At 71.1% G+C, this 12,206-nt stretch carries 11 protein-coding genes and 1 pseudogene; 3 read left to right on the top strand and 9 right to left on the bottom strand.

What is annotated here, in order from left to right; all coding sequences use genetic code 11:
• The 9 genes and pseudogenes from SACSA_RS21990 to SACSA_RS0107740 form a co-directional block, all read right to left on the bottom strand.
• Nucleotides 1-340, bottom strand: a pseudogene (locus SACSA_RS21990) (acVLRF1 family peptidyl-tRNA hydrolase); the annotation flags it as partial.
• Nucleotides 341-363: 23 nt separating this feature from the next.
• Nucleotides 364-1,944: a deoxyguanosinetriphosphate triphosphohydrolase family protein gene (locus SACSA_RS0107775; protein WP_019814812.1), complete on the bottom strand. Its 1,581-nt coding sequence runs from the start codon at nt 1,942-1,944 to the stop codon at nt 364-366.
• A 603-nt stretch (nt 1,945-2,547) separates the two neighbouring features.
• On the bottom strand, nt 2,548-2,967 hold the full coding sequence (locus SACSA_RS0107770; RefSeq protein WP_019814811.1) for a metal-sulfur cluster assembly factor: 420 nt from the start codon (nt 2,965-2,967) through the stop codon (nt 2,548-2,550).
• Nucleotides 2,964-3,416: a Fe-S cluster assembly sulfur transfer protein SufU gene (sufU, locus tag SACSA_RS0107765; RefSeq protein WP_019814810.1), complete on the bottom strand. Its 453-nt coding sequence runs from the start codon at nt 3,414-3,416 to the stop codon at nt 2,964-2,966. The genes SACSA_RS0107770 and sufU overlap by 4 nt, the downstream gene beginning before the upstream one ends.
• Complete coding sequence (locus SACSA_RS0107760; protein WP_028661662.1) at nt 3,413-4,717, bottom strand: cysteine desulfurase; 1,305 nt, start codon at nt 4,715-4,717, stop codon at nt 3,413-3,415. The genes sufU and SACSA_RS0107760 overlap by 4 nt, the downstream gene beginning before the upstream one ends.
• Nucleotides 4,718-4,735: 18 nt before the next feature.
• Nucleotides 4,736-5,506, bottom strand: a complete 771-nt coding sequence (sufC, locus tag SACSA_RS0107755; RefSeq protein ID WP_019814807.1) for a Fe-S cluster assembly ATPase SufC — start codon at nt 5,504-5,506, stop codon at nt 4,736-4,738.
• A 70-nt stretch (nt 5,507-5,576) separates the two neighbouring features.
• Nucleotides 5,577-6,773, bottom strand: coding sequence for a Fe-S cluster assembly protein SufD (sufD, locus tag SACSA_RS0107750; protein WP_019814805.1), 1,197 nt, complete (start codon nt 6,771-6,773; stop codon nt 5,577-5,579).
• A gap of 1 nt (nt 6,774) precedes the next feature.
• Nucleotides 6,775-8,223 carry a Fe-S cluster assembly protein SufB gene (sufB, locus tag SACSA_RS0107745; protein ID WP_019814802.1) on the bottom strand — a complete coding sequence of 483 codons (1,449 nt, stop codon included), beginning with the start codon at nt 8,221-8,223 and terminating at the stop codon, nt 6,775-6,777.
• Nucleotides 8,220-9,038 carry a helix-turn-helix transcriptional regulator gene (locus SACSA_RS0107740; protein ID WP_028661661.1) on the bottom strand — a complete coding sequence of 273 codons (819 nt, stop codon included), beginning with the start codon at nt 9,036-9,038 and terminating at the stop codon, nt 8,220-8,222. The genes sufB and SACSA_RS0107740 overlap by 4 nt, the downstream gene beginning before the upstream one ends.
• A 180-nt stretch (nt 9,039-9,218) precedes the next feature.
• Here SACSA_RS0107740 and mptB point away from each other — a divergent pair, with 180 nt between their 5' ends.
• The 3 genes from mptB to SACSA_RS21985 form a co-directional block, all read left to right on the top strand.
• Nucleotides 9,219-10,775: a polyprenol phosphomannose-dependent alpha 1,6 mannosyltransferase MptB gene (gene mptB, locus SACSA_RS0107735; RefSeq protein WP_019814798.1), complete on the top strand. Its 1,557-nt coding sequence runs from the start codon at nt 9,219-9,221 to the stop codon at nt 10,773-10,775.
• Nucleotides 10,776-10,799: 24 nt separating this feature from the next.
• Nucleotides 10,800-11,726, top strand: coding sequence for an ABC transporter ATP-binding protein (locus SACSA_RS0107730; RefSeq protein ID WP_028661660.1), 927 nt, complete (start codon nt 10,800-10,802; stop codon nt 11,724-11,726).
• A partial coding sequence (locus tag SACSA_RS21985) for an ABC transporter permease (protein WP_019814795.1) occupies nt 11,723-12,206 on the top strand: 484 nt, incomplete at its 3' end. The genes SACSA_RS0107730 and SACSA_RS21985, both read left to right, overlap by 4 nt.

Raw genomic sequence — 12,206 nt, 5'->3', positions numbered from 1 at the left:
CGGTCCGCGACACGGCCACCCGGCCGTCCTCGGCGACACCGACACTGTGCCCGCCGAGGCGTACCAGCACCAGCCCGATCCGCCGGGGCCGCCGCAGATGCCCGACGAGCGCGTCGACCGCGAGGCCGTCGCGCGTGCCTTCCTCGGCCAGCGGCTCGAAGGGAACGGCGACCGTGGCGGTGGTGCCGTCACCGCCGATGACGACCACCTCGCGAGGGGCGAGACGGGTGGTGCGGACCCCATCGTTGCGTTCGGCGAAACGCTCGAACCAGCGGCCGAGCCGTTCGGGCTCGACCTCGACGGCTCGCCCGCCGCCGGGTACCTGCCGGGTGCGCGCCATCCTCGTTCCCACCCTCCGCCGGGTCACAACACCGAGGGTTCCGACCAGGGCTGGGCGGTCCGCCCGGTGATCGCGTCGAGCATCCCCGAGGCCTGATCATCGGTCAACGACGCCACGAAATCGATCACCGCGCGACCACGGGCGAGCGCGCGCACCGCGTCGGCGCCCACCACCGGCTCCCCGGTCGCCCCGATGAGCAGGTCGGGAGCGGTCTCGGCCAGCGCCGCGTACTGGGCGCCCGCCAGCTCCACGAGGTCGTGCAGCCTGCGCGGCAGGCGGGCGGCCTCGTCACGGTCGGACAGCCAGGCGTCCAGCGCGTCCACCAGGCTCGCGACCAGACTGGCCTGCCCGCGCTGGTGCAGCGCCAGGTCGGGGCGCTGGAGCACGAACCGGCGATGGACGAACTTGAGCACCTGCACCTCGTGCCACTGCGCCGGGCGCAGGGTTACGTGGCCGGTGCGGGTCGACGGCGACGGCGTCACCAGCACCCCCGCCACCAGGCGCGCCGTCCAGCGCGCCGAGAAGGTCGCGGTGGCCTGCTCGGCCTCGACCGACCCGTCGAACGGGATGCCGAGCAGCTCGTCCACCAGCTCGGCGCGCACACGGGCCACGGCGTCGGCGAAGGCGTCGTCGTCGGTGATCCAGGCGTCCTTCTCGCGCATCCGGCGGCGCAGGTGCTCCAGCGAGCGGCCCGGCCTGCGGTGCCCGTCGCGCAACGCGGCGTCGGGCAGTGCCTCCAGCTCGGCCCGGTCGGACAGCCAGCGCCCCAGCTCGGTGGCCACCTCGGCGTGCTGGAGCACGCCGATCCGGTGGAAGTCCTGGAGGTCGTGGATCGCGTAGGCGATGTCGTCGGCCAGGTCCATCACCGACGCCTCGACCGTCTGCTGCCAGGGCTCGATCCGGTCGTCGAACGGCGCACGCGCCTGGGCGAAGTCGTCCAGCTCGGTGAGATAGGTGGCGAACTTCGCCGACCCCGTGCCCGGCGCCTCCGGCGGCTCTCCCGCACCACGCGGCGGGACGGGCATGTCCGCCGGGTGCGGGCGCGGACGGTGCAGCCGGGCCCACGGGTACTTCAGCAGCGCGGCACGCACCGCCGCCGTCAGGTTCAGTCCCTCGGGCGTGGGGCCACCGACCTCGGTCGTGGTGACGATGCGGAACGTCTGCGCGTTGCCCTCGAAGCCATCGGGCAGGCCGTAGCGGTTGCGGGCGATGCGGTCGAGCACTCCCTCGCCCAGGTGCCCGAACGGCGGGTGGCCGAGGTCGTGGCCCAGCGCCGCCGCCTCGGCGACGTCGGGATCGCAGCCGCCGAGCTTGTCCACCAGCTCGGCGGAGTCACCTGCCACCGAGATCCGCTCGGCGATCGAGCGCGCCACCTGGGCCACCTTGAGGCTGTGGGTCAGCCGGTTGTGCAGCAGGGCCGACCCGCTCGCGCTGACGACCTGCGTGACTCCGCCCAGCCGGGCGAAGAACGGCGACGCGACCAGGCGGTCGCGGTCGGCGCGGAACGCGCTCGTGACGAGATCGGCGAATCCGTCGGCCTCGGCCGTCTCGTCCCTGCGCGCCGCCCGCGCCTGCCGGCCCGGTGCCGTGCGATACGAACCCATGCGGCCACCGTACGACACGCGCACCCGACCCCACCCCACCCACGAGCCACCCCAAGAGCGCCCGCGAGTTGCCCCTCACAGCGCGCGAGTTGCCCCTTGTGACCCGCGAGTTGCCCCGTATGGCCCGCGAGTTGCCGCTTCGCGCCCGCGAGTCGCCCCTTGGGGCCCGCGAGGTCGCCCCTTGAGGCCCGCGAGCCGCCGGTTCGCGCCCGCGAGTCGCCCCAGGGCGTGCGATGAGGTGACGCGGCCATGCGCCCTCTCCGACCACCGCTGCGGAGAGAACGTCCGGGACAGTGAAACGGGAGGCCGGGTCCTCCGGCCACGACGGGCGAGAACGAGCTACGCCGACGACACCGTTGCCATCGGAAGCGCACGAGAGAGAACACCCGTCCCGTCCGACCGGGACGCACGACGCGGAAACGCGGGCACGCGGCGCCACACCGTGGCTTTCGCGTGCCCGCGTTCCGGATACGGACTGGTCCCGTCGCGAGAAGCACCACGCGTTCGCCCCAAGGGCAACTCGCGGGCTGTCAGGGGCAACTCGCGGCCACCAAGGGGCAACTCGCGCGTTGGGAGGAGTTGTGAGGGGCGACTCGCGGGAGCTCAGACCGTGAAGCCGAGGGCCCTGAGTTGCTCGCGGCCGTCCTCGGTAATCTTTTCCGGGCCCCACGGAGGCATCCAGACCCAGTTGATCCGGAAGTCCTTGACCAGGCCCGCGCCCCCGGTGAGCACCGACGCCGTCTGGTCCTCGATCACGTCGGTCAACGGGCACGCGGCCGACGTCAGCGTCATGTCGATGGTGGCGGTGTTGTCCGCCTCGACGTTGATGCCGTACACGAGACCGAGGTCGACGACGTTGATCCCCAGCTCGGGGTCCACGACGTCACGCATGGCCTCCTCGACGTCCTCGATCTTCGCGACGTCGCCGCTCGGCTGCGTCTGCTCCGGCAGATCCGCGGCCGTCCGGCCCTCACGGTGTTCGGGCCCCGCCGCCCCGGTGTCGGCCGTGTCGGTCTCACTCATGATGCTTCCACCTCACTCGTCGACGTCCTGCCCACAGCGTCCTTGAACGCCATCCAGCCGAGCAATGCGCACTTCACCCGTGCGGGGTATTTCGCGACCCCGGCGAAGGCGACGCCGTCCTCCAGCACGTCCTCGTCCGGTTCGACCTCGCCACGGCCCTGCATCAGCTCGGTGAACGCGTCCAGCCTCGAGAACGCCTCGTCGAGCCGCCGCCCGATCACCAGATCGGTCAGCACCGAGGTCGAGGCCTGGCTGATCGAACAGCCCTGGCCCTCGTAGGACACGTCGGTGACCGTGTCGCCGTCCAGCCGCACCCGCAACGTGACCTCGTCGCCGCAGGTCGGGTTGACCTGGAACGACTCCCCGTCGAAGGGATCACGCAGGCCACGGGCGTGGGGATTCTTGTAGTGGTCCAGGATGATCTCCTGGTACATGGAGTCCAGGTTCACGACCCGCCCCCTTCCCGGCCGTCGACGCCGAAGAACCTCTGCGCCTCGCGGATACCGTCCGCCAGCGCGTCCACCTCGGACAGCTCGTTGTAGAGGTAGAAGCTGGCACGCACGGTCGCGGGGACACCCATCCTGCGGTGCAGCGGCCACGCGCAGTGGTGACCGACCCGCACGGCGATCCCCAGGCTGTCGAGCACCTGGCTCGCGTCGTGCGGGTGCACCCCGTCGAGCACGAACGACACCGCCGCACCACGCGCATCAGTGCTGTCCGGCCCGATGATCCGCACGCCGGGGATCTCGGCCAGCGCCGCGAGCGCCTTGGCCGTCAGCGCGTGCTCGTGCGCGGCCACGGCGTCCATGCCGATGGCGGACAGGTAGTCCACCGCCGCACCCAGCGCCACGGCCTGCGAGGTCATCGGCACGCCCGCCTCGAACCGCTGTGGCGGCGGCGCGAAGGTCGAGCCCTCCATCCGCACCAGCTCGATCATCGACCCGCCGGTGAGGAACGGAGGCATGGCCTCCAGCAGCTCCGCACGCCCGTAGAGCACGCCGACCCCGGACGGCCCGAGCATCTTGTGCCCGGAGAACACCGCGAAGTCGACGCCCAGCGCACGGAAGTCCACGGGGAAGTGCGGCACCGACTGACACGCGTCGAGCACCGTCAGCGCACCGACCGCGCGGGCACGCTCGGCCACCTCGGCCACCGGGTTGACCGTGCCGAGCACGTTCGACTGGTGTGCCAGGGCCACGACCTTCGTCCGCTCGCTCACCAGCTCGTCGAGGTCCGACAGGTCGAGCCTGCCGTCGTCGGTCACCCCGAACCAGCGCAACGTCGCCCCGGTGCGCTGGCACACCTGCTGCCACGGCACCAGGTTGGCGTGGTGCTCCATCTCGGTGACCACGACCTCGTCACCGGGTCCGAGGGCGAAGCGCTCCGCCTCCGGACCGGCCGTGCCGGCGTTGCTCATCGCGTAGGCGACGAGGTTCACGCCCTCGGTGGCGTTCTTGGTGAACACCACCTCCCCGGTGCCCACGCCCACGAACCGGGCGATCTTCTCGCGCGCCCCCTCGTAGGCGTCGGTGGCCTCCTCCGACAGCTGGTGCGCACCCCGGTGCACCGCCGCGTTGGAGGTTTCGACGTAGCGCCGCTCGGCGTCGAGCACCTGGACGGGCCGCTGCGAGGTCGCACCGGAGTCCAGGTACAGCAGCGGCTTGCCGTCCCGCACGGTCCGCGCCAGGATCGGGAAATCCGCGCGCACCGCCGAGGTGTCCACCGGACGCGGTTGCGCTGTCGTGCTCATCGTGTTCGTTCCGCCTATCTAGACGCTTGCGGCCTCGGCCTTGTCGATGTACCGGACGTACCCGGTCTCCTCCAGCTCGTCGGCCAGTTCCTTGCCGCCCGACTCGACGATCTTGCCGCCCGCGAAGACGTGCACGAAGTCCGGGTGGATGTGCTTGAGGATGCGCGTGTAGTGGGTGATCAGCATGACGCCGACCTCGTTGTTCGCCTTGTAGTCGTTGACCGCCTGGGACACGACCCGCAGCGCGTCGACGTCGAGGCCGGAGTCGGTCTCGTCCAGCACGGCGATCTTCGGCTTGAGCAGCGCGAGCTGGAGGATCTCGTGGCGCTTCTTCTCCCCACCGGAGAAGCCCTCGTTCACGCTGCGCTCGGCGAACTCGGAAGCGATCTCCAGCTTGCCCATCTCGTCCTTGACTTCCTTGACCCAGTGCCGCAGCTTCGGGGCCTCGCCGCGCACCGACGTCGCCGCCGAACGCAGGAAGTTCGACATCGACACGCCCGGCACCTCGACCGGGTACTGCATCGCAAGGAACAGCCCGGCGCGGGCGCGCTCGTCGACGCTCATGTCCAGCACGTTCTCGCCGTCGAGCAGCACCTCGCCCGAGGTGACCTCGTACTTGGGGTGCCCGGCGACCGCGTAGGACAGCGTCGACTTGCCCGAGCCGTTCGGGCCCATGATGGCGTGGGTCTCGCCCGACCGCACGGTCAGGTTGACGCCGGTGAGGATCTCCTTGTTGCCCTCGTCGGTGACGACGTCGGCGCGCAGATCCTTGATCTCGAGTGTGGCCATGCCTCTTCGTTTCTCTCGTTCGCGTGTGTCGAGTGGGTTCGCGCGCGAGGCGCGGGTGGTGCCGGGCGGCTCAGGCGCCGATCGCCTGGAGCTCGTCCTCGATGGCGGCCTCGAGCCGCTCCCGCACCTCGGGGATGTCGATCTTCATCAGGATCTCGTGGAAGAACCCGCGCACGACCAGCCTGCGCGCCTGCTCCTCCTCGATCCCACGGGACTGCAGGTAGAACAACTGCTCGTCGTCGAACCTTCCCGTGGCGCTGGCGTGCCCGGCACCGGTGATCTCGCCGGTCTCGATCTCCAGGTTGGGCACCGAGTCGGCGCGAGCGCCCTCGGTGAGCACCAGGTTCCGGTTCAGCTCGAAGGTCTCGGTGGCCTCGGCGGCCGCGCGAATGAGCACGTCACCGATCCACACCGCGTGCGCGCCGTCGCCCTGCAACGCGCCCTTGTAGAGCACGTTGGACTTGCAGTGCGGCACGGCGTGATCGACGAAGAGCCGGTGCTCCTGGTGCTGGCCCGCGTCGGCGAAGTGCAACCCGAGCATGTCCACGTCCCCGCCGGGTCCGGCGAAGGTCGCCGTGGGGCTGACCCGCACGAGGTCGCCGCCGAGGGTGACGACGATGTGCCGCAGCCGGGCGTCCCGGCCGAGCCGCAGGTGCTGCTCGGAAACGTGCACCGCGTCGTCGGCCCAGTCCTGCACGCTGACCACGGTGAGCTGGGCACCGTCGGCGAGGACGAACTCGACGTTGTCGGCGTAGGTGCCCGAGCCGACGTGGTCGAGCACGATCGCGGATTCGGCGAAGGCCTCCGCGCGGATCTGCACGTGCCCGTAGGCCGTCTTGTCCTGTCCTGGCCCGGTGATGCGGACCACGGAGGGGCGGGACGCCTTCGTCTCAGCGGGCACGGTGACCACCGTCGCCGTCTCGAACGACGAGTAGGCCTGCGCGGCGACCCGGTCGCTGGGCGTGCCCGCCGCACCGAGCCGCTCGTCGTCGCGGGCCACGGCCTCCACCCGAACCTCGGGCGCGGCCTCGGCGTCGACCTTGACCTGGCCGGTGGCGGCCGCGGAGCCGTCGTGCAGGCCCCGCAGCCGCTTCATCGGCGTGAACCGCCAGTTCTCCTCGCGACCGCTCGGGACCTCGAAGGCCTCGACGTCGTAGGAGGTGAACCGCTCCCCACGGGAGACGGCGGGCACCACCGCCTCCGCCGCGGAAGCGGTGGTGTCGGCGCCCGTGGCTGAAGGCGCGGTGTTGTTCTCGGCGACCGTCATGTCAGCCGACGGCTCCTTCCATCTGCAGTTCGATCAGGCGGTTCAGCTCCAGCGCGTACTCCATCGGCAGCTCGCGGGCGATCGGCTCGACGAACCCGCGGACCACCATGGCCATCGCCTCGTCCTCGGTCAGGCCGCGCGACATCAGGTAGAACAGCTGGTCCTCGCTGACCTTGGACACCGTGGCCTCGTGGCCCATCGACACGTCGTCGTTGCGGATGTCGACGTAGGGGTAGGTGTCCGAGCGCGAGACGGTGTCCACCAGCAGCGCGTCGCACTTGACCGTCGAGCTGGAGTGATGCGCCCGCTTGTTGACCTTGACGAGACCACGGTACGAGGTCCGCCCGCCGCCGCGTGCCACCGACTTCGACACGATCGTCGAGGAGGTGTGCGGGGCCAGGTGCACCATCTTGGCACCGGCGTCCTGGTGCTGGTCCTCGCCCGCGAAGGCCACCGAGAGCACCTCACCCTTGGCGTGCTCACCGGTGAGGAAGACCGACGGGTACTTCATCGTCACCTTGGAGCCGATGTTGCCGTCGATCCACTCCATGGTGGCGCCCTCTTCGGCCTTGGCGCGCTTGGTGACCAGGTTGTAGACGTTGTTCGACCAGTTCTGGATCGTGGTGTAGCGGCAGCGGCCGCCCTTCTTGACCACGATCTCCACGACCGCCGAGTGCAGCGAGTCGGACTGGTAGATCGGCGCGGTGCAGCCCTCGACGTAGTGCACGTAGGCGTCCTCGTCGACCACGATGAGCGTCCGCTCGAACTGGCCCATGTTCTCGGTGTTGATCCGGAAGTAGGCCTGCAGCGGGATGTCGACGTGCACGCCCTTCGGCACGTAGATGAACGAGCCACCGGACCACACCGCCGTGTTCAGCGCCGAGAACTTGTTGTCCCCGGCCGGGATGACCGAGCCGAAGTACTCCTCGAACAGCTCGGGGTGCTCCCGCAGCCCGGTGTCGGTGTCCATGAAGATGACACCCTGGGCCTCGAGGTCCTCACGGATCTGGTGGTAGACGACCTCCGACTCGTACTGCGCCGCGACGCCGGCGATGAGGCGCTGCTTCTCCGCCTCGGGGATGCCGAGCTTGTCGTAGGTGTTCTTGATGTCGGCGGGCAGGTCGTCCCAGCTCGTGGCCTGCTTCTCGGTGGAGCGCACGAAGTACTTGATGTTGTCGAAGTCGATCCCCGACAGATCCGCGCCCCAGTTGGGCATCGGCTTGCGCTCGAACAGGTTCAGCGCCTTCAGGCGCGCCTCGCGCATCCAGTCCGGCTCGGACTTCTTCTCGGAGATGTCGGTGACGACCTCCTCGTTGAGCCCGCGGCGGGCGCTGGCGCCCGCCGTGTCCGGATCGGCCCAGCCGAACGCGTATTTGCCCAGGGAGTCGATCGTCTCTTCCTGGGTCAGTGGCGCGGTGGTGGGATTGCGCTGCTCGGCAGCGGCAGTCATGCGGTTGTCCCTCCGTTCGGAGTTCGGCTGTCGGCATCGACGTTGTCTGCGCTCTCCAGCGAGACGTGCCGACGTCTCCCTTCACTACCCACCGGCTCGGCGGGTACGTGTGTGGTGCACGCGGCGTCACCGCGCGCGATGGTCGCCAGCCGCTGCACGTGCGTGCCGAGCAGCTCGGCGAATGCCTCGGTCTCCGCCTCGCACAGCTGCGGGAACTCAGCCGCCACGTGCGCGACCGGACAGTGGTGCTGGCACAGCTGCGCCCCGGTCGACTCGTCCGGCGTTCCCACCTGACGTGTCGACGCAGCGTAGCCCTCCCTGGTCAGGGCGCTCGCCAGGGCCTCGGCCCGTGACTCGGCCCCGCTGTGCCGGGTCACCGCCTCACGGTGCGGGCCGACCAGCGCCGCCACGCGCCGCTCGGCGAAGGCCCTGACCGCGGAGTCCCCCGCGTGCTCGGCGAGGAAACGGATCGCCGAGACCGCGAGGTCGTCGTAGGCGTGCCCGAACCGGGCCCGCCCCTGCTCGGTGAGCAGGAACAGCTTGGCGGGCCTGCCGCGGCCGCGCCGCCGCCTGCGGGAGTCCTGCCTGGTTTCGGCCTCCTGGTCGGCTACGAGGACGTCGAGGTGCCTGCGGACCGCCGTGGTGCTGATGCCGAGCTGGTCGGCCACGGCCACGGCGGACAGCGGACCCTGTTCCAGCAGGAGCCTGGCCACCTCGTGCCGGGTCCCTCCCTCGGTCGCCGCCTGGACAGGAACGTCCCCGGTGACGGCGTCGGACTCGCCGTCAGGCCGTTCGGACACTCCCTGCTTTTTCACAACATTATTGTGTCGTATTTCGGCGGGTCCGGCAAAGTCGCCCACGAACCCGAGTGACCGGACTCACCACCCGGCAGGGGCCGATACGCTCACGCCGTGGTTTTCGGCAGGAGCGGGCTCGCGGCCCGGGTTCGGCGCCTCCCGCACGAGTGGAGCGCGGCGCACGCACAACGGTCCCCGGTGGCCCCGGGGGACATCGAACCGCTCACGGACGAGGAGAACCGCGCCCTCGGCGTCCTGCGCCGGTTCGGCACGGTCGGCGCCCTCGCGCTGGCGTTCGGCTCGCTCGGCGCCGGGGCCGCCCCGATCCTGAACCCGGTGCTCGACATCCCGGTTCTGCGGTTGTTCGCGCGCATCCCGACCGTCTCGGTCGCGATCGCGTTCACCGGCATGGGCATGATGGTGCTCGCGTGGCTGTGGCTGGGCCGGTTCACCCGGCCCGACCGGCACCGCATCGCCGACCGGGTCCAGGTGCTGCGCACACTGGTGACCTGGACCGTGCCGCTGGTGGTCATCCCGCCACTGTTCTCCCGGGACGTCTACAGCTACCTGGCCCAGAGCGAGATCGTGCGGCGCGGATTCGACCCCTACGAGCTCGGGCCCGCCCAGGCGCTCGGTGTCGCCGACCCGTTCACCGCGGGCGTGTCGAACATGTGGCGCGACACCCCCGCCCCGTACGGCCCGCTGTTCCTCGAGGTGGGCAGCTGGATCTCCGGGGTGATCGGCACCAACGTCGCCCTGGGCGTGCTGTTGCAGCGGCTGGTCGCGCTGGCCGGGTTCGGCCTCATCGTATGGGCGCTGCCCCGGCTGGCCCGCCGGTACGGCGTGCAGCCCAGCACGGCGCTGTGGCTGGGCGCGGCCAACCCGCTGGTGCTGTTCCATCTCGTCGCCGGTGCCCACAACGAGGCGCTGGGCATCGGGCTCATGCTGGCCGGGTTGGAGATCGGCGTGCGCAGGCTGGGGGTCCGCGTAGCGGGCGAGCCGCCTCCGCCCCGGGGCCGGGGCGAACTCACCGGCCTCGTGCTCGGCGCGGTCGTGATCTCGCTGGCGGCCATGGTCAAGATTCACGCCATCGTGGCGCTCGGCTTCCTCGGCGTCATGATCGCCCGCCGGTGGCACGGGCGCCTCACCGACCTGTTCGCGGCGGCGGCGTTGATGCTCGGCGTCGTGTCCTCCGTCGCCGTCGCGGTCGCCTACGGCACCGGGCTCGGGTTCGGCTGGGTCAGCGCCCTCGACACGCCCTCGATGGTGTGGAGCTGGGTCTCCCCCGTGGCCGAGCTGGGCCAGCTCGGCGGTGTGCTCGGCGTCGTACTCGGACTGGGCAACCACACCAGCTCGGTGATCGCGATCCTCGGCCTGCTCGGTTACGGGGTCGCGGCCGTGATCACCGTGAAGTTCCTGTGGGACAGCTTCCACTGGCGCTACCGGCCGATCATCGGGCTCGGCGTGTCGCTGGGGGCGTTCATGATGTTGCACGTGGCCATGCAGCCGTGGTGGCTGCTCTGGGCGGTCGTGCCGCTGGCCGCCGCCGCGGGCACCTCACGCTTCCGCGTCGCCGCCACGGCGGCCAGTGCCGTGCTCGCGCTGCTCATCCCGCCGACCGGCAGTCCCTTCGACGGCCGCACCTACATCCTGCACCAGGCCTACCTGGCCGGCGGCGTGCTGGTGCTGGTGGCGGTGCTCGTGGTGTGGCGCACGGCTCCCGTGCTGCTGCGCCGCCCCGGCACGGCACGGTAACGCCACGCTCTACCCTTGACTGTCGTGAACGCAGCGGCCGTGGAGATCACCGGGCTGGTGAAGCGGTTCGGCACGGTCACCGCCGTCGCCGGGCTCGACCTCGCCATGACCAGGGGCGGGCTGCTCGCCCTGCTGGGACCCAACGGCGCGGGCAAGACGACCACGGTCGAGATCTGCGAGGGTTTCCAGCGCCCGGACGCGGGGTCGGTGCGGGTACTCGGCCTCGACCCCGCCCGCGACGGCGCCGCCTTGCGCTCCCGCATCGGGGTCATGCCCCAGGGCGGCGGCGCCTACCCCGGTGTGCGGGCCGGGGAGATGCTGCGCCTGGTCGCCTCGTGCGCGGCCCGTCCGCTCGACCCGGCGTGGTTGCTCGACGTCCTGGGTCTTTCGGGTGTCCGGCGCACTCCGTTCAAACGTCTGTCCGGAGGCCAGCAACAGCGGCTCTCCCTGGCCTGCGCGCTGGTCGGCAGACCGGAGCTGGTCTTCCTCGACGAGCCGACGGCGGGCATGGACCCTCAGGCCCGGCGCCTGGTGTGGGACCTGCTCGGCGCGTTGCGCGCCGACGGGGTGAGTGTGCTGCTGACCACCCACCTGATGGAGGAGGCCGAGGCGCTGGCCGACGAGGTGGTGATCGTCGACGGCGGCCGGGTGATCGCCTCCGGCTCCCCCGACGCGCTCACCGCCGAGCACGCCGAGGACGCGCAACTGCGGTTCCGCGCCCGCCCCGGCCTGGACACCGGCCTGCTCGCGGCCGCGCTGCCGGAGGGCTACCTAGTGCGCGAGTCCTCGCCCGGCGCCTACCGCGTCTGTGGCAGCGTGGACCCGCAGGTGATCTCGACGGTCACCGCATGGTGCGCCCAGCAGGGCGTGCTGGCCGAGGAGCTGCACGTGGGCAGGCGTGACCTCGAGGAGGTCTTCCTCGAACTGACCGGACGGGAGCTGCGCACGTGACCACGACCGACGACGCGGGCCGGGTCCGGTTCGAGCCGGGCACGTTCAGTCCGGCCCCCGGCAGGGGACGACTGGGGCGGATGCTGTTCACCCATGCCCGCGTCGAGGCCGCCCTCACGCTGCGGCACGGCGAGCAGATCCTGCTGACCCTGCTCATCCCGCTGGCGTTGCTGCTCGGGCTGAGCCTGCTCGACGTCGTGCCCGTGCCCGGCACTCCCGGTCTGAGCCGGGTGGACTGGGTGACCCCGCGCATCCTCGCGCTGGCGGTGATGTCGTCGGCGTTCACCGGACAGGCGATCGCCCTGGGCTTCGACCGCCGTTACGGCGTGCTCAAGCGCCTGGCGGCCACCGCGCTGCCGCGCTGGCTGCTGGTGCTCGGCAGGCTCGTCGCGGCCCTGGTCGTGGTCACGTTGCAGACCGTGGTGCTCGGTGCGGTGGCGGCCGGGCTGGGCTGGTCGCCGTCGCCGGGCGGGCTCGCGG

It is taken from the genome of Saccharomonospora saliphila YIM 90502, assembly GCF_000383795.1.
Classification (GTDB): Bacteria; Actinomycetota; Actinomycetes; order Mycobacteriales; family Pseudonocardiaceae; genus Saccharomonospora; species Saccharomonospora saliphila.
Note: the sequence above shows the minus strand (reverse complement) of the source record. Positions and strands in the feature narration are given on the sequence as shown.

Bases quoted from the DNA above. Each gene is read 5' to 3' on its own strand.
- SACSA_RS0107775 (WP_019814812.1), bottom strand. From the start codon at position 1,944: ATGGGTTCGTATCGCACGGCACCGGGCCGGCAGGCGCGGGCGGCGCGC.
- SACSA_RS0107770 (WP_019814811.1), bottom strand. From the start codon at position 2,967: ATGAGTGAGACCGACACGGCCGACACCGGGGCGGCGGGGCCCGAACAC.
- SACSA_RS0107760 (WP_028661662.1), bottom strand. From the start codon at position 4,717: ATGAGCACGACAGCGCAACCGCGTCCGGTGGACACCTCGGCGGTGCGC.
- sufC (WP_019814807.1), bottom strand. From the start codon at position 5,506: ATGGCCACACTCGAGATCAAGGATCTGCGCGCCGACGTCGTCACCGAC.
- sufD (WP_019814805.1), bottom strand. From the start codon at position 6,773: ATGACGGTCGCCGAGAACAACACCGCGCCTTCAGCCACGGGCGCCGAC.
- sufB (WP_019814802.1), bottom strand. From the start codon at position 8,223: ATGACTGCCGCTGCCGAGCAGCGCAATCCCACCACCGCGCCACTGACC.